Consider the following 17,352-nt stretch of genomic DNA (forward strand, 5'->3'; position numbering starts at 1 on the left):
CTATGACGCTCTATGACGCTGTGTGAGTTCACCCGCAAAACGCTCAAAACGCCATGAACACCCGATACGCCGTCCAGATACCGAAGAAACAAAGTCCGAAGGCGATGAGTGTCGTAAAAATAGCTAAACGTTGGTAAAGCCTATTGAATTTTGAAGCTCGTTGATAATCTTTAGAATATTCTTCTTTCCAAAGGCAAAGATACACAAGCGTATGATTCATGTAAAGCTGAGAGAGATATGACAACCCAAAACTTCCAGCCGCAAAAATAGCGGATACCAAGAAAATACATAAAGGAAACCCCAATGCTTTTGCCGCTTCTCCTTGATTCTGTGTAACCAGATGCCCCATCAACGCCAACAATGCCGCCGCGCTTCCGGAGTTGACTAGAATTAATGCCTTCATTGCTGCTGCGGCATACCCGAATACTCCGGTAGTGGATACTGGAAGCATCGACAACGCATATGCTCGCTGCAATTCAACTTCTCTCATTGCCTGCTCATCGTATTCTTGGTGTTCTTTCTCCATCATTTTTCCTCCTCATTTTTCGAACTCGGCAAAACGGCAACCCCATAACACCCCAGGGTTCCGGTTCCCCAATCTCGAACCCCAGCCATTTCAGCCACCGCAACGAAAGTGTATTGCGTTGGTCCACCCAGTTGATCAGCGTCTCATACTTTTCAGCAACATTCCCGAACATTCTCTTGCTTTCTCGGTAGAACCGGACCGGATGCCGCTCGATCTCCTGCGTAGCCAAGAGCCACACGACGCCCACGCCGGGCGCTCCTGCAGGTGAGGCCCCGAAGACCACCACGAGCTCTCCGTCTAGGAGCGCCGCGTATCCGGGTGAGGAATGAGCGATGGAGAAAGCCACGGCGAGAGAGGGAGATATCCCGCTTCCCTCCACGATCTCCTGCGTGTCCGCGCTTCGAAGATAAGGCGTGATTCGGGCGTGTTCGGGTCTGAGTCTCACGATTTCAATGTTCATCTTTTTGTTCCATCTTTTTATCCACCTTCTTTCTTCTTTTTATCCGCCTACGGTCGTCTCCGAGATAAGGGCAAGAATAGTTAGGGGTTTCGTCCCCACCGATTCAATCGATAGCGCCGGATCCCGCTCGAATCCTGCGTCCAGCATCACCTCATTGATTGTCATATCCTCCGACCATTCCCAGGCGATTTTCTTTTTTCGGAGAGGCGTACTCCGAAGAACTACAGTGGCTTCGCCGTCGTGGAGAGCGTAGAGGAAGATCTATAGCCAAGGCGACACCCCCGAAGAACTTATGGAAAACATGAAGGAAGCTATTGAACTGTATCTCGACGAAGTGACTCCGGAAGAACTTCTGCCCATCATTCACGAAGCACGAGAACTTGTTGTATGAGACCAAAATCGACAATCTTCAAAGAATTCGGCAAAAGAGCAACCCAACCGAACACAACAAACACGGTGGAAGGCGATCAGCTACAGATAACCGCCCTCCACCGTGTGATTTTGTGTCGTTTTAGATTTTCGTTATCTCATCTTCAGGGAGACGAAGAAGGTTCTTCCCTCTCTTTCAATCAAGAGGGCGTTGGACCTGGCGCCCCTTCTCACTGCGTCGCTCAGTTGCTTCTCGTCAGAGACTTTCCTGCCGTTGATCTCCAACAATAGGTCCCCTTCCTGAATCCCCGCCACCTGAGCTGGGGAGTCTTCTGTGACCTCGGCGACCACCAGTCCCGTTCTGCTCTTGAGTCCATACTGCCTGCGCAGGTCGGAGGTGGGCCTTGTCACTCTGATTCCCAGACTCGCCAAAGCGTCTGAAGAACGTTCGGAAGAAGAAGCCACTTCCTCGTTAGGCATTTCACCCAACTTTACCGTTACTCGCGTCGTCTTTCCCTCACGGATGATCTCCAACCTGATTTCCGTGTTGGGGCTGTAGCCGCGGATTTTGTTGACAAACCACGACGTATCTTTTACCGCCTCTCGATTTACCGACGTGATCACGTCGCCTCGTTGAAGGCCCGCCCGTTCTGCCGCAGAATCCGCGAAAACATCCCCTACTACAACCCCCGTTTTCTCATCAAGCCCATAGGCTTCCGCAAATTCCTCGGTCAGGGGTTGTATGGAAATCCCCAGCCAGCCGCGTTTGACCGAGCCGTAAGTGACCAGATCACCCATAATCTGTTTGGCCATGTCCACGGGGATGGCGAAGCCCAGACCCTGAGCGTAGGGAATGATGGCTGTGTTGATCCCGATTACTTTGCCGTCCAAGCCCAGGAGGGGACCACCACTGTTGCCAGGGTTGATCGCTGCGTCGGTCTGTAAGAACCCGTCGAAGTTGACGCCCTGGGTATGGATGCTACGGTTTTTGGCGGAGATGACACCCACGGTAACCGAGTGTTCCAGTCCGTAGGGATTGCCGATGGCGACTACCCACTCGCCCACCTCAATAGAATCGGAATCTCCCAACTCCAAGGTCGTCAAGTTTCCCGCCGGTTTGATTTTGATGACCGCCAAGTCAAAGGTCGGGTCCTTGCCCAACACCTGAGCTTCATAGGTCTTACCGTCCGATAAGGTGACGGTGATCTTCTCAGCCCCGTCCACCACATGGTTGTTCGTCAAAATTTGTCCGTCTTTCGAGACGATGAAGCCGGAACCTCTGCCCTTCATGGGCACCGACCGGGAGAACCTCCGGAACTCCTCCCCGAAGAACCGCCTAAAGAATGGATCGTTCTGGAAAGGAGCGGGTAGCGCCGAACGTCTGGACACCGACTCCACGTCGATATTCACCACCGCGGGAGACACGTTCTTCACGATCTGCACGACGGGGTTGTCCGTGTAGATGTTCCCGCTTGTAGCGGCCCAAGTAGGGGCAGTACCTTCATTGACGGCGAAAGAAAACACCCCCGTCAACGTCAGCGCGACCAGAGCGATTCCCAAATATTTCCTCCAGGATTTTTTGATATTACGCATCAAAAACACCTCCGAATGATTTTGTGGACCTCAGTTTCAAGACGTATTAAGGATACTGCGTTAGCCGTTTTTCCGCATTGTGTAAATCGACAGCTTTGCACTTGTCAAAATTGACAATGGGGAAATTTTTCTCATGTTGCCGCCGCGTTCAACGGGAACCGAATGTCGATGAGACAGCCTTTCCCCGGCTCGGAATCCACCCGCATGGCCCCTCGCAACAACTGAACCCTTTCGTGCATATTGGCGAGACCCCGGTGTCCTGTGGTCCGAAGATTTTCGTAATCCGCGTCGGCCTCCGTGGGGTCCAAAACTTTTTCACTATGAAAACCCCCGCCGTCATCTCGGATAACGAAGCGCAGTTCTCCCTCTTCCTCTCTGAGAGTCACCCGGATGCTGTGGCTCTTCCCGTGCCGCACTGAGTTGGAGACGGCTTCCTGCAAAATACGGATCAAAGCCAAAACCTGTTCTTCCAACACATTTTCCCGCGTTTCCTGAATTTCCATATCCACCTCGATCTCCACGCCGTAGACGGAGGCCAGGCGATCCGCGTTTTCGTACATGGCGCTCCTCATGCCCAACTTCACCCATGAAGGAGAAAGCTCGTCGCAATAGTTGCGGATTTCTCCCGCGACCTCTTGAGAGACGCTCTCCGCCATCACCAGGTGATCCGCGGCATCCGCTGAGGCGAGGGCCTCCTGAGCCAGTTGGATGCGTTTAATGGCCGCCACGACTCCTTGAAGCGGGCCGTCGTGAAGGTCTCGCGCCAAACGTCTGCTAGCGTCTTCCTGAACTTGCACCAAGTCGCCGATGTAGCGCACCTTCAAGTCTTCTCTGGCGATAGCCCCCAAGGCCAATTCCCGGATCGCCTTCAGGAGTGCGCCGATTTCGAATAAAATGGAAGCCGAAGGTAAGGCCGGAAGTTCTTTGCCCCACTTCATGTTGACGATGCCCTCGGCGATTCCCCGCAGAGGAACCACCAAGTAACGCCACAAAGCGAACATCCCTATCAACAAAAAACCGGAGATGGCCGACGTGGCCACCATACCAAACCGCCATAGGCCCGTCACGGGCTGTAAAAGGTGGGATTTTGAGACGGCGGCCAGGGCGTATAGCCCCCCTTCGAGTTCCTGGGCCACCATGTAATAGCTGTTACCCTGGTCGCTACGTACCTCCGTCGGATCCTTGACCGCCAAATCTCCCTTCCACAGCTCCAGCAGTTTTTCGGCGCCTGGCGAGGCACTCAGGATCCTCTTGTCCTTCGTCAGAATCAGCACGCCGCCTTTTTCCGCGTCTTTCGTGACGGGAGATGTGGACAACATGCGAAAGTGCATCAGTTTGCGTCCGCCGGAGTAATTTCTGCTCTCTTTGTAGACGGCATAAGATGTGGCGTAGTTAAACCCATCCGCCAGTTCCGTGACGTAGGAGCACATCATGGAGTTCATCGCCTGCTCTTGCTTGTTGTAGGCGTAAACGGTCACGAAGAGGTTTACGGCACTCAAGAGCGTCACCAAGAACATCAGAAGAAACAGCAAGTGCTTTCTCATCAGCGATCCTCCATCAGCGATCCTCCATCGCGGGGACCTCGATGTGCAGCTCGTCCAGCAGAGCGACGCCTCTTTTCAGGGCGATTAAAATAGCTTCCGTTTTGTTTCTCGCGCCGAGCTTGCCGTAGATTGAGGCCAGATGTGCCTGTACGGTTCGGTCGGTGATGGAGAGCCGCGCGCCCACCTCGTGCGCCGACATTCCTTGTCCGGCCAGTAACAAGACCTCCTTTTCCCGGGGCGAAAGCTCTTCCGGCTCCTTTAGGCTGTCCTTGAGGGAAACGGCGGCGTCCAAGTAAAAAATGCCCTTCGCCACGTCGAAAATCGCCTTGCGCACCTGATCGAAAGGAGCCGTTTTGAGCAGAAACCCCTTCGCTCCAGCCCGGATGGCCGCCATGACATATTGCTGCGCGTTGTAAGCCGTCAGGATCAACACGTTGGTTTCGGGTTGTTCTTTCACCACTCGCTTAGTGATGTCGATGCCGTTTCCGCTGGGCATTTCGATGTCTAACATAGCCACGTCGGGCTTCGAATCCCTTATTCCTTGCCAAGCGCTTTCTCCATCGACGGCCTGCCCTATCAGTTCGATTCCTTCTTCTCGCTCCAGCCAAGCCACGAGACCGGCCCGCGTCATAGGATGATCGTCGGCCAAAAAGATCGTCAGGCGGCGCTTCGATGAACGCGACACGCTGAGAGAGTCGCCGAGTCTTTTTTCCGTCATGTCGAATCGATTCCTTTCATTTTAGGATCTCGTCTTAGGATCTCGTCATTTTAAAATCTCGACGTTCCAGAACGATAATACCCGAAAGGGTACAGAACGATGGGTTTTTGCGCAATTGGAGATTTCCACAATTCCCTACATTGCGATATCTTTCACTAACAAAATAGGTTTATCGGCCATCACAGCCATAAGGCGCCAGAACGGTGAGAAAAACATTGATTAAATTAAATTAATTGAAAAATTTGCATAGATACTTGACTTTTGATATTAGCAGGCTAACGGATTTTTATTTTTCCGTCACCCGCCGTGAACTCGCCGATAATCGAAGCGCAAACAAAGCCCGCTTTCTTGCAGGATTCCAGCATCTCCCCCGTTCTTTCAGGAGGCATAACCAACAAGAGCCCCCCGGAAGTCTGGGCATCGAAAAGGAGATCCACTTCGGCTTCCTTGAATTTTCCTTCGATTCGGGCTTTGTCTTCGTAAGCGACACGGTTTCTGTAGGAGCCCTCTGGAATCATGCCCGTGTCCGCCAGATCCAAGATGCCCGGCAAAAGAGGAATGTTCTTCAGTTCGAGGCGAAGGTCCAGATTTCCCTCGCCTAGCATGTCCAGGACATGGCCCACCAGCCCGAACCCCGTGACGTCGGTTGCCGCGTGAACCGTCCGACAGAGGTCGTCCCCCAGCTTTCGAGTGTCGTTGAGGGTCGTCATCCAGCGCGTGGCCTCCGCTTCGGTCCGAGGGTCCTCAATCATACCCGCCTTGATTCCCGTAACAGCGATACCTGTACCCAAAGGTTTGGTGAGGATCAAAAGATCCCCCGGCTGAGCACCAACAGTACGCCAGGCTCTGTCCGCTTCCACCTCGCCGTAAACAACCAAACCGTATTTGGGCTCGTCATCCTGGACGCTGTGTCCTCCCCCCAAAAAGGCCCCCGCCTCCCGGGTTTTTGAAAGGCCGCCTTCCAGGATTTTTTTCAGCACATCCAGCTCCAATTTCTTCGTGGGAAAACCCACCACGTTCAGCGCCAGCACCGGCCGCCCGCCCATAGCGAATACGTCGCTGATGGAATTGGCCGCGGCCACCTGTCCCCACAAAAAGGGATCATCCAGTACGGGGGTGATGAAATCCACCGTCAGAACGCCCAGACGCCGGTCGTCGATTTTCCACAACGCCGCATCCTCTCCGCCGCTCCAAGTTGCCAGGATTCGCTCGTCCTCTATATTTGGAATTTCCGCCAAAACTTGAGCCAGGTCCACCGGACCTATTTTTGCCGCTCACCCACTTGTTCTAGACATTTCCGTCAATCGCAGACGGGTTTTATCCGGTTCCTGATTCTGACAAGAAGTCATGTTTTATCCCCCCTTTCTGGAAGCGTCAGAGCTTCTGGCGTCAGTCTTCAGATTTCTCTGGAATTTCGTCTGGAATTTCGTCGCAAAAATTTGTTCCTAGCGACGCCGCCAGCTCCTGCCCTTTAAAAAGAGGAAGAAGGAGCATCAGCTTCGTCATCAACGCCTCTCGCGTCATATTTCCCGCGGACAGAACCCCCAGGTCCAACGCCTTTCGTCCCACTTCGTAAATTGAGGGGTCGGTTCCCCCGAAAGGCGATTGCGTCCGCAGAACAAAAGGAATGCCCGACTGGATGCCCTTCTCGATGGACGGCAGGAGGTTTTCGCCAATGTAGGGAACGCCGCCTAGCCCGTAACCCTCCAACACCACGGCCTTGGGGGCGTTCGCCCTATTAGCGTTCGCCCTATTAGCGTTCGCCCCACTAGCCGTCGCCACCAGGGCGTCGAGGCTTGCCGCCCTCATCCCTGGGAAAAGGGGCACAAGGGCAATCTCCGTTTCAAAAACGGGCGTCTCGTCCCAGAAACACTTGCTGGAAAAGTTCGGGATCTTGCCCGTGAGGAACACGTCCCGGCGTTCCTCGCCCCGCGCCTTCCCTAATAAGGGATAGTCCACGCTGACGAAAGCCCTCTTCCGGTGGCTATCGATCTTGGTGGCTCTGGGGCCGTGAATCAAGAGGCCGTCGAAAGCGACGCTCACGCCCTTGCGGCTGTCCGCGGCCAAACGCGACGCGAATCGAAACGCCGCCGCGATGTTGTCGGGGGCGTCGCTATCCGATTCTCCTGGAGGCAGCATAGAACCCGTGAGAACCACAGGGGTTGGGAAGTCGCGCAACAAGTAGGAAAGGGACGAGGAGGTCCAGGCCAAGGTGTCTGTTCCGTGCAGCAAGACCACGGCGTCCTTGCCCTGCGCGTTTTGCCGTATGCCCTCCGCCATGACTAGCCAGTCCTTTGGGTGCATGTTGCTGCTGTCCTTGGAAAAAAGAGAGAGGGTCTCCGTTTCGTATTCATTCAGTTCATTGAAAGAGGAATTTGTCTCAGATAACAGTTCCTCACCGGACAAACTGGGCACGAAGCCCCCCTCTGATGCTGTTGAGGCGATGGTGCCGCCTGTGGTAAGCAGCAAGATTTTCGCTCCTCTTACACGTTTCTCCATGAAAATTTCCCTTTCTATTTATATAATATCAGCAGTTCGAGCATATTATATAATAGGCATAATCATATCCAATCACGACGACTCGACTTTCATGTGTTTTGCTATCGTTTGGCGAGGAACATCGTGAATATCGATTTTTAACGTTTCTATTTTTAACGCTTCCATCTGGTTATCTCTCTGGTTATCTCTCCGATTATTTCTCCTTATTCCCGCTCTGCGAGTTCCTGAAGACGTTTCCAGCGGTACTTCACCGTGCTTTTCGTCACGGGCGGGGAGAGGCGGTTGCCCAGATCAGAAAGAGACTCCTCCGGGTGCTCCAGGCGAGCCTCGACGAGGGCTTTTAAGGGTACAGGCAATATCGCCAGAAGCCCTTTCTCCAAGAGCTTCAACGCCAGTTCCCGCTGTTCCTCGGCGGCCGAGAGGGTCTTTTTGATATTGGCCGTGTCGCAGTTGCGCATTCGGTTGGCTTGGTCCCGCATGGAACGGAGAATCGCCTTGTCTTCCACGCGAAGAGAAACGGTCACAAGTCCGATCTTGCTCAAAAAGGAGACGATTCCCTCTTGGTCTCTCAGGATGATTTCGCGCTTCCCGTGAACCGGCCGTTCGCTCCAGGAGACGCGAGACTTGCGCAGCATCCGTCCCATCTGATCGAGAGCCGCATCCGCTCTCGCCCTCATGACGAGGTAATAGCCGGACCTTGGGGAATAAAGAGCCCCACAACCTCCCCAGAAACCTCGGCCCCAGTCCCAGCTTTCGCGCTCGGTCGCCACAGCTTCTTCGTACAGCTTTTGAGGTAGAGCGAGCTCCACTCGGCCTTTCATGTCCGAGGGCACACGCATATACGCGGCTAGATTCAGAACACCCCTCCACCGGGAATTCTTCCAGAGCTTCAGCAAACGACGCAAAGCCCACAACCGGGTGCTGCCGAGAGTAGCCAAACCTTTATCTTCGTTTTTCTTGAACGGTAGGGCGACGAGCAACCCTGCCACCTCCGCCGAGTCGGCTTCTTCGTCTCTCTGGGGTAGCGACGACCATTCGTCCCAAAGCTCCACCGCGATGGAACGCATGTTCAGTCCTTGACTCTCAGCTCTCGGCAAAGACGAAACAACATCTCGGCGAGCTTGTAGGCGTTGTGTCGCAGGAGCTTCTCATTCGTGATCTGGATCGCGGGCAGTTCGATGACCGCGCTGCCGAGCTGGGCGATCTTTTTTCGCTGGTGTCTATCCAGGTAAAGGGGCATTGCTCCTTCTTGGTTGTAACTAGTGGCCAGGTCGTCGGGGATGTGCTCGTTGTTGACGAGAATGTAATCAGGGGTGGCACCCAAAGCCGCGGATACCCATTGCAGATGCGCAACGATGTCCATGCCCTCGGTCTCCTCCGGCTGGGTCATGAGGTTGCAGATGTACACTTTGGGAACAGGGGAATCCCGGAGCTTTTTCGCGAACTCTGGCAGGAGCAGGTTGGGGATGACACTGGTGAAAAGGCTCCCCGGCCCCAGAACAATGAGGTCGGCCTCATCCACGGCGCGCAGGACCTCAGGTAGCGGCTTTGCCCCCACAGGTTCCAGCCAGATGCTCTTCAGATTGTATCCATAGTGGGAAATCTCCAACTCACCCCGAGCTTTTTCCCCGTTTTTGGTCTCCCCCATCAAGGTGATGGCCTCGGTGGTCACTGGCAGGACTTTTCCGCGGATCGCCAGTAGGTGGTTCATTTGTTCCACGGCCAGGCGAAAATCGCCGCACAACTCCGACACCGCCAACAGTAGCAAGTTTCCTAAGCTGTGGCCGGTTAGCTCTCCCCTATCGAAGCGAAAATCCAGAAGCTGCTTCAAGGCGTTGTCGTTTTCAGCCAGTGCCACCATGCAGTTGCGCACGTCTCCGGGGGGCAGCACGCCCCACTCGGTTCGGAGACGGCCTGAGCTTCCTCCCTCGTCGGTGACCGCCACCACGGCAGTGATGTTGCGGGTATACCCCTTCAGCCCCTGCAACAGTGTAGAAAGACCAGTCCCCCCTCCCACCGCCACGATGTTCGGACCGGCGGAGAGGCGGTGGGCAATGGCGTTCTTGAGAGGATCTCTGAATTTGAAACGAGACACGCGCAACAGGCGAAGGTCGAAAACTACCAACAAAAACAAAGCCGTGAACATCCCCACGGAGAACCCGATGGCCCAGTCTATCACAACGACTGCACTCTAACGATATCTCTGTGGTTGAGGGCAACGCCTCCCGGCGTATCCCTGTAGCACCCGAAAAGCCATTCCGCTAAGGCTACCGAGCGATGACGACCTCCCGTGCAACCAACGGCCACGTGCAACTGTGCCTTACCTGTTTCCAAGTAGCGGGGAATCACGAAGCCCAAAAAGCGGGTGCAGGCATCCATGAAAGCTAGCGTCTCCGGGAAGGACTCCAGGTAGGTTTGAACCTCCTGGTCCTTGCCCGACAGCGATTTTAGACTTGCGACGTAAAAGGGATTAGGGAGAAACCGAACATCGAAAACGTAGTTGCTATCCTGCGGTACGCTGTATTTGAATCCGAAAGAAGTCAACAACAACGACACCCCTCCGCCTGCCGCGCCGCTGAACTCGTCGATCAGGCGTTTGCGGCATTGCTGCGGGTCCAACAGAGACGTGTCGATCACAACGTTGGCGTCTTCAAGAAGGGGCATCAGCAAAAGGCGTTCTCTGCGAATGCCCTCCTGTGCAGTGAGATTTTCTCCCAGAGGGTGACGTCGCCGCGTCTGCTCGAACCGGCTGAGCAGAACTTCGTCGGCGGCGTTCAGAAAAAGAACTCGCACGTTGGGCGCAGACTCCCTCAAAAGGGATAGGACCGATACGAAATCGTCCAGGAGGCGTTCGCTTCGAATGTCGATGGTTACCGCTATTCCCGTCTGTACAGCCGCTTTGTGATTCGACAAAATGTGAAACAATTGGGGCAAAAGCGTAGGGGGAATGTTGTCCATCGCGAAAAACCCTTGGTCTTCCAGGATCTTTAGCGCCGTTGTCTTGCCCGCGCCGGACATGCCCGTCACAATGATGCATTGCCGAACCCTTTCCCTGTGATTTTCCACGTTCCGCGCCTCCGCTCCGGTGTAATAGTACAAAAAACATTATAGCCCCTCGGCAGCGAAGAGGAGAAACCATAAAGACGAGAAAACGCCCATAAGGGGCAAAGAGTTATTTATCAAAATATCAACGGGCTCCGCATATCAACATATCAACGGGCTCCGCCACCCTGAGCTTGAAAAATCACGGAAAATTCAATTAATCATCCACTTCAACAGGGATTTTTTCAGTTTCTCAAAGCACTGCATCACGATAACCAGCACGACGACCATGAAGATAAAACCTCCCCAAGTGTAGTCATATAGGCCAAACTCGGAGTATTTTTTCACAAAGAAACCCATGCCGTATCTCGAACCGTACATCTCCGCGTACACCAGCATCACGAAGATATTGCGAAGGGAATTGATGAAGCCTGACAGAATTGATGGACTGGCCGCCGGCAAGATCACCTTCGTCATTCTCTTTATCCCGCTCAGTTCCAATGTGGCCGCCTTGTCCAGATAACGTTTATCGATGGTCATGATGCCGGTTATTGTGGCGAATAGGGTCGACCAAACGGTGCTGTACACGATCAAAAACACCGACACCACCCAAAAATTAGGGGTAAGCAACAGTACAAAGGGCGACAATAAATGATGGATGGAACCACACTGAAAGTATAGAGTATGAAAGTATAGAGTATCGGATGAAGCGTGTCTCTTAGCCGCGCGTTTCTGCCCAGGATTGTGCCAATGGTCAGAGCAATCGCTAGGGAAATCAAGATAGAGGGAATCATCATGTGAGACAGGGCAAACGCATCAGGGTTGTTAAGACATCTTGCAAATACAGCTTTCGCATATTTTATAGCAACAACTTGTACTCTGGCGCGTTTATTCTGCGAATTTGGATTATGTGAGTTGCTTTTTTAAGAAAACTAGTTTATGTTAGGGCAATATATTAGGGTAAATTGAAAGAATTTGACAACTTCATAAACTAGGAGGTAAGGTTTCATGCCTGAAACAGCGAACCGGGCCGCTGCGCCCCAAAACGCTCATGGAGGTGTTCATCATCTGCAATTGAAACAGGGGGACGTGCCGGGATACGTTCTTCTGCCTGGTGACCCGGAACGGACAAAGATCATCTCGAAAAACTGGAACGACGTCAAGGAGATCGCGTCGAACCGGGAATATAAAACGGTAGCGGGTCTGTACAAAGGTGTAGCACTCGCCGCCACGTCTACCGGCATAGGTGGCCCAAGCTCCGAAATATGCATCCATGAGTTGAGCGTCCTTGGGGTTCACACCTGTATCAGGGTGGGCACGACGGGGTGTATCACACCGAAGTTCGACCTGGGGGATTTGATTATTCCCGTGGCGTGCGTGCGCAAAGACGGAACATCTGACACCTACGTTGCGCCGGAGTTTCCAGCATTTGCGGATACGCGCGTCGTGATAGCCCTCATTCGTGCCTGTGAAAAGCTGGGGTTTCGCTATGGGCTAGGTCTCAACTACACAACTGGGTCTTTTTATATTGGGCAAGGACGTCCTCTCGGCGACGGTGGGACCGGCTACTGGCCCAGCTTTGCTGAAAAAATCATCCCAGATCTGATACAGGCTCGAGTAACCAGTATCGACATGGAAACGGCGGCCCAATACGTGGTGGGATACCTCCATGGTATGCGCATGGGAGCTGTGCTATCGGTGATCGCCAACCGGATTTTTGACTGTTGGGGCGACAATGGAGGAGAAGAAAAAGCCTGCCTCGTCGCCTGCGAGGCCATGAAAATTTTGTGCGAAAGTCAAAGCGAGGCGGGGAATTCGATTTTCTCTTGAAGCCATCCTTCAATGCAACAAGTCGAAAACTCTCTTGGGCACAGGTTAAAATTCCAAGGAAGTTTAAATGAACGATATTTTCTCATCTTTTTGCAACTCGGAAGGGACATTTTAACCCCGCGTTTCAGATTGCTGAAGAACAATTTATACGCTTTGTCAATACGTTGCGCGATATCTTGTATCGCCTGAGAACCAATATTATTCCAGTGTCCGTAGCGTTTCGTTTTCTTCAGTTTCGTTTTCTTCAGTTTGGTTATATGCCGTTGCAAACGGATAACACGGATAACGGATAACATTGAGGCTTTTACCGAACAGCCGATAGTAGCGGCGATGAAGCGCGATCAAATGATTGTAGATCGACCCGGCAAGGCTAATCTTATGGTGAAGGTGTTTATTCCGTTTGGCCTTGTAGAGTTTGAAAATGTAGGTTCTCATTTATTTTTCTGCTCCTCGATATACTTCATGATAGTTTTCTCTGAAATATGCCCTACAGATTCACAACAGATTCACAACAGATTCACAGTAGTACGAACGTGTCCACAAGGAAGGCATTTTCAGGAGATGAGGAAATTCCAAGCGCAATACTCTTGCGGTATAGCCCTTGAGCTGTCGGACAATCGCGACCGACTGCTCGGTTTCCGGTTCGATATAGTGAGGAGCGTTTATAGGCCGCGTTTTGACACGTGTTTTGACAAAGGCGTGAATGTGATCCGGCATGATCTCAAGCTTCGCAATCTGAACATCGATCTCCTCAGCTTTCTCGTATAAAAGTTCTTTGAGTCGAATTTCTACATCACCAACAAGCACCTTGCGCCGATATTTTGGACACCAGATAAGATGCTAGCCAATATTGAACACAGATGTGTTCGAATGAATCCATCGTTGATAAACCATAAAAGGAGTTTAATATGAAAGTAGATATATGGCAAAAAACCAAATACAAAACAAACGCCGCCAACGGCGGTGTTGCGATTCTCATCCAATCTCATCCAATCTCATCCAATCTCATCCGACGCCTGAAGCTGTTGGCTTTCTCATCGCTTTATCGTAATTGGCTGAATTGAGCTTGACAAACGAGGCTTTCCAAGTTATAAATTGTTCACGTGATGAATCGAAGGCGAAGAGAAGATGAAGAGAAGATAGAGAAGATGAAGAGAAGATAAAGAAAGGAGGCACGGAGACATGAGAAGTAAGAATATACTTGAAATATCGAGCGGAAATAGGCGAAGCTACTCTTATGTCGCGTGGTTCTACTTTAGAAGCATGGGTCTCGGTTTGCATGAGATCTGTGGGAGTTCTCTTCGGTAACTGAAAAACGGTAACTGAAAAACAAGAGCAACTAGCACGTATCGAAATGTGAGGCCGAGATCCGGAAACGGGTCTCGTTTTTTTCGTGGTCTATATGAGGAGAGACACAAATGGCCAATGAACTTCAATCTTTATCAGTCCTTTTTCAAAATAGGTTGTTTCGCATACCCGACTATCAGCGAGGTTATGCCTGGAAATATGAGCAGCTAGCGGATTTTTGGGAGGATCTGCTAAATTTGCACAAAGACAGATATCATTACACAGGGTTACTTTCACTAAAGGCAATCACTCGAAAAGATCGGCGTTTATGGCATGAAGACGATTGGCTGCTTGATCATGGATTTAAGCCATTTCACGTTGTGGATGGACAGCAACGTCTAACCACGTTCTCCATTTTGATGAATGAAATAACGGTTTTTGTGAAAAACATCGATAAAAACAGTGATAAGCTGGATAGCGAGATATTTCTGGGGATAGAATCACTGAAAGACATTAAAGCAAAGTATGTCCTCCGAAAACGACCTCCGGAGAATATCGTGACAACGTACCTTTTCGGATATGAAACCGACAATCCAAGTTTCGACTATCTCAAATACAGGATCTTCAAAGAACCCTTCGGAGGCACGGTTTCTGAAAGTTACTACACAAAGAACCTGAAATACGCTAAAACATTTTTTGCCGACAATCTTGAGGTAATGTATAAAAGTGATGGAATGGACGGAATCGAGCTACTGTACAAGAAGCTAACTCTGCAACTCATGTTCAATCTCCACGAAATTGAAGATGATTATGACGTTTACGTTGCATTTGAAACGATGAACAACCGGGGCAAAAAGCTAACAAATTTGGAGCTGCTGAAAAACCGCCTCATATACCTCACGACCCTTTTCGATGACAAGCAGCTCGATACGAGAGACAAAGAGCAACTTCGGCAAAATATCAACGATACTTGGAAAGAGGTGTATTTCCAACTTGGGCGTAACCAGAATACGCCTCTATCCGATGACGATTTCCTCCGCGCACACTGGATCACTTATTTTCAGTATTCAAGGAAGCGTGGTGATGACTATATTAGTTTTTTACTGAGAAAATTCTCGGCAAAAAATGTATTCGAGAAATTTACCGTCGCCACGCAGGTCGATATTTCTGAAGCGTTACCAGCACTTGGCTTTGAAGCTACGAATGAAGACGATGACGATATTATTGACGAAACAGTCGAGTTGAAACCCGTTCGGGGTTCTAAACTCGCCTACACAGAGATCCGCGATTATGTGAACGCTCTAAAAGTGTTAGCCGAATATTGGTATTACAGCTATTTCCCGAATGACGACACATTCGCTCTTACGGACGAAGAAAAGGTATGGATAGACAAACTGAACCGTGTCGGTATCGGGCACTTCAGACCGCTTGTCGCTACTGTACTCGCTACAGCGAATAGCACTACTGTTGCAGAACGTATTGCGCTTTTTCAGGAAATTGAAAGATTTCTCTTTATATCATTTCGTGTCGGCGGTTTCAATGCGAGTTATAAGAGCAGTTATTATTACAATAAAGCACGAGATATTATGCGAGGTAACACAACCTTGCCTTCAATTGTAAGTGATTTAACTGCAAATATTGATAAGAATATGGACGAGGCCATCGCCCAATTTATTACACGCACCCACAGACGTTTCAGTGCAGGGGAAGGATTCTACAGCTGGCATGGACTCGGTTATTTCTTATACGAGTATGAGTATGTTTTGGCTACTCGCAACAAATTGCAGAAAATTAATTGGAATCTATTCACTAATATCGAAAAGGACAGGGTGACTATTGAGCATATTCTCCCACGAACACCGGCGAAATGGTATTGGCGTAATCACTTCAGACAATACACCAGTGATGAAGTCAAACTGCTATCGGCCTCTTTGGGCAATTTGCTTCCACTCGCCCAGAGTATTAATTCTTCATTGCAAAACGATAGTTTCCCTGATAAGAAAACCCCCCTCTCTTCCAAGCGTAGAGGTTATGTAAATGGTTCACATTCTGAAATTGAGGTGGCTTCAGAGCAGGATTGGACAGCGCGAAGTATATTGAATCGCGGACTGTCGCTACTGAATTTCATGGAGTCGAGGTGGAGATTTTCACTTAATGATGAGCAGAAAGCGCAGCTACTTCACATCGAGTTTGTGAACGATGGACGCGCGGAAATACCTGAACTGCCGAAAGGCGAAGAATGATAATTGCTCAATTAACAAGCGGGTGTCTTACCTGTTATCGAGCGATTAAAAAAAGCACACAAAAATCTGAAAGAGAGGTCGATTTAATGGAAGCCACAAAAACTTTAACCGTCAGGCTATCGGGAAACGAATACGACATCCTAATCGGAGACGGGCTACTGAAAAGTCTCGGAGACCTTTTGAAAAGCCGGTGCGCGAAAGCGATCGGCGGTTCCGTTTCGGTGGTCACGGACGAGAACGTCTGGGCGCTTTACCGCGAGCCCTTTTCCCTCTCGCTGACCGAGGCCGGGATAGCCTTTCACGTCACGGTTCTACCCGCCGGCGAGGGGAGCAAATCTCCGCATGGGCTCTCCCTCCTGTACGACGCTTTCGCGAGACAGGGCATGACCCGGTCACAACTTGTCGTCGTCTTCGGCGGTGGCGTCCCCGGCGACTTGGGCGGGTTTGCGGCCGCCACATGGATGCGCGGCGTCGGCTTCGTCCAAGTCCCCACCACGCTCATCGCCCAGGTAGACTCCAGCGTGGGAGGAAAGACCGCCATTGACCTGCCCCAGGGTAAAAACCTCGTCGGCGCGTTCCACCAGCCAAAACTCGTCGTCATCGACCCCCTCACCCTGCAAACCTTACCCGAACGCGAGGAGAAAAGCGGCGCGGCGGAGGTCATCAAATATGGTGCGATCCGTTCCCTCTCCCTGTTTGAATCCCTCGGCGTGGGAGGCAAACCCGGAGACCCCGACGTCATCCACGAATGTTGCCGTGTCAAAAGCGAAATCGTGGAACGCGACGAGCGCGACTTCGGGGAACGGATGCTGCTCAACTTCGGACATACTTTCGGACACGCCATAGAGAAGGAAACCGGCTTCGAGCGATACCGCCACGGAGAAGCCGTCGCCTTCGGCATGACCCTGGCGGCGGCGATAGGGGAAAAAATGGGACTCACCGAGCCCGGCTCCGTGAACGCTCTGAGACGCGTCTTGAATTTGCACGGGCTCGACGCGGATTTAAACATTCAAGCTCAGGGGGACGGAGCACGTTCAGCCAGAAGCGACTTTACTGGCCTCCCTGAAACCCCTGGCTCCGGCGATCCCCTCGCCCTGCTCCCCGCCCTGGCGGCAGACAAAAAAAGCCTCGGCAGCGGGATACAAATGGTTTTTCTGCGCCGCATCGGCGAGGCGTTCGTGCGCCACACGACACTACCCGAACTCGAAGCGGCGTTAAAGGCCCTATGAGAATGATCTGAG

17 protein-coding genes are annotated in these 17,352 nt (G+C 51.7%); 4 read left to right on the forward strand and 13 right to left on the reverse strand.

All coding sequences use genetic code 11. From position 1 onward, the window contains the following. Positions 1 to 43: 43 nt before the first annotated feature. The 11 genes from LBJ36_05740 to LBJ36_05790 all read right to left on the reverse strand — a co-directional run bounded on the left by LBJ36_05740 (position 44) and on the right by LBJ36_05790 (position 11,381). On the reverse strand, positions 44 to 529 hold the full coding sequence (locus tag LBJ36_05740) for a hypothetical protein (protein MDR1378536.1): 486 nt from the start codon (positions 527 to 529) through the stop codon (positions 44 to 46). Further along, a complete protein-coding gene (locus LBJ36_05745) occupies positions 498 to 986 on the reverse strand; it encodes a hypothetical protein (GenBank protein MDR1378537.1) in 489 nt (162 codons plus the stop codon). Before LBJ36_05745 ends, LBJ36_05740 begins: the two co-directional genes overlap by 32 nt. A gap of 522 nt (positions 987 to 1,508) precedes the next feature. Further along, positions 1,509 to 2,948 (reverse strand): Do family serine endopeptidase, encoded by a 1,440-nt coding sequence (locus tag LBJ36_05750; protein ID MDR1378538.1) that lies wholly within the window; start codon positions 2,946 to 2,948, stop codon positions 1,509 to 1,511. Between the two features lie 131 nt (positions 2,949 to 3,079). Further along, positions 3,080 to 4,492, reverse strand: a complete 1,413-nt coding sequence (locus LBJ36_05755) for an ATP-binding protein (GenBank protein ID MDR1378539.1) — start codon at positions 4,490 to 4,492, stop codon at positions 3,080 to 3,082. A 13-nt stretch (positions 4,493 to 4,505) separates the two neighbouring features. Continuing rightward, on the reverse strand, positions 4,506 to 5,210 hold the full coding sequence (locus LBJ36_05760; protein MDR1378540.1) for a response regulator transcription factor: 705 nt from the start codon (positions 5,208 to 5,210) through the stop codon (positions 4,506 to 4,508). 275 nt (positions 5,211 to 5,485) lie between these two features. Next, a complete protein-coding gene (selD, locus tag LBJ36_05765) occupies positions 5,486 to 6,520 on the reverse strand; it encodes a selenide, water dikinase SelD (protein ID MDR1378541.1) in 1,035 nt (344 codons plus the stop codon). A 79-nt stretch (positions 6,521 to 6,599) separates the two neighbouring features. Continuing rightward, positions 6,600 to 7,709 (reverse strand): asparaginase, encoded by a 1,110-nt coding sequence (locus tag LBJ36_05770; protein ID MDR1378542.1) that lies wholly within the window; start codon positions 7,707 to 7,709, stop codon positions 6,600 to 6,602. Between the two features lie 203 nt (positions 7,710 to 7,912). After that, positions 7,913 to 8,776 carry a DNA-binding protein WhiA gene (gene whiA, locus LBJ36_05775; protein MDR1378543.1) on the reverse strand — a complete coding sequence of 288 codons (864 nt, stop codon included), beginning with the start codon at positions 8,774 to 8,776 and terminating at the stop codon, positions 7,913 to 7,915. Between the two features lie 2 nt (positions 8,777 to 8,778). Further along, a complete protein-coding gene (yvcK, locus tag LBJ36_05780) occupies positions 8,779 to 9,888 on the reverse strand; it encodes a uridine diphosphate-N-acetylglucosamine-binding protein YvcK (protein MDR1378544.1) in 1,110 nt (369 codons plus the stop codon). Then, the gene (gene rapZ / locus LBJ36_05785) at positions 9,885 to 10,775 is read right to left on the reverse strand and encodes an RNase adapter RapZ (protein MDR1378545.1); all 891 of its coding nucleotides are present in this window, start codon (positions 10,773 to 10,775) and stop codon (positions 9,885 to 9,887) included. Before rapZ ends, yvcK begins: the two co-directional genes overlap by 4 nt. A gap of 189 nt (positions 10,776 to 10,964) precedes the next feature. Further along, a complete protein-coding gene (locus LBJ36_05790) occupies positions 10,965 to 11,381 on the reverse strand; it encodes an ABC transporter permease subunit (GenBank protein ID MDR1378546.1) in 417 nt (138 codons plus the stop codon). A 378-nt stretch (positions 11,382 to 11,759) separates the two neighbouring features. Between LBJ36_05790 and LBJ36_05795 the strand changes: the two genes are divergently transcribed. Beyond that, a complete protein-coding gene (locus tag LBJ36_05795; GenBank protein ID MDR1378547.1) occupies positions 11,760 to 12,581 on the forward strand; it encodes a nucleoside phosphorylase in 822 nt (273 codons plus the stop codon). 198 nt (positions 12,582 to 12,779) lie between these two features. On the opposite strand, the gene LBJ36_05800 is transcribed toward LBJ36_05795, so the two are convergent. Further along, positions 12,780 to 13,016, reverse strand: coding sequence for a hypothetical protein (locus LBJ36_05800; GenBank protein MDR1378548.1), 237 nt, complete (start codon positions 13,014 to 13,016; stop codon positions 12,780 to 12,782). Between the two features lie 60 nt (positions 13,017 to 13,076). Next, entirely contained in the window at positions 13,077 to 13,415 is a 339-nt protein-coding gene (tnpA, locus tag LBJ36_05805) for an IS200/IS605 family transposase (GenBank protein MDR1378549.1), read from the reverse strand. A gap of 74 nt (positions 13,416 to 13,489) precedes the next feature. On the opposite strand from tnpA, the gene LBJ36_05810 reads away from it, so the two are divergent. From LBJ36_05810 to aroB, 3 genes are all read left to right on the forward strand, one after another. Continuing rightward, the gene (locus tag LBJ36_05810) at positions 13,490 to 13,645 is read left to right on the forward strand and encodes a hypothetical protein (GenBank protein ID MDR1378550.1); all 156 of its coding nucleotides are present in this window, start codon (positions 13,490 to 13,492) and stop codon (positions 13,643 to 13,645) included. A 354-nt stretch (positions 13,646 to 13,999) separates the two neighbouring features. Further along, positions 14,000 to 16,111, forward strand: a complete 2,112-nt coding sequence (locus LBJ36_05815) for a DUF262 domain-containing HNH endonuclease family protein (protein MDR1378551.1) — start codon at positions 14,000 to 14,002, stop codon at positions 16,109 to 16,111. 86 nt (positions 16,112 to 16,197) lie between these two features. Continuing rightward, positions 16,198 to 17,340, forward strand: coding sequence for a 3-dehydroquinate synthase (aroB, locus tag LBJ36_05820; protein MDR1378552.1), 1,143 nt, complete (start codon positions 16,198 to 16,200; stop codon positions 17,338 to 17,340). Positions 17,341 to 17,352 lie beyond the last annotated feature (12 nt).

It is taken from the genome of Synergistaceae bacterium (assembly GCA_031267575.1).
GTDB lineage: Bacteria > Synergistota > Synergistia > Synergistales > Aminobacteriaceae > JAIRYN01.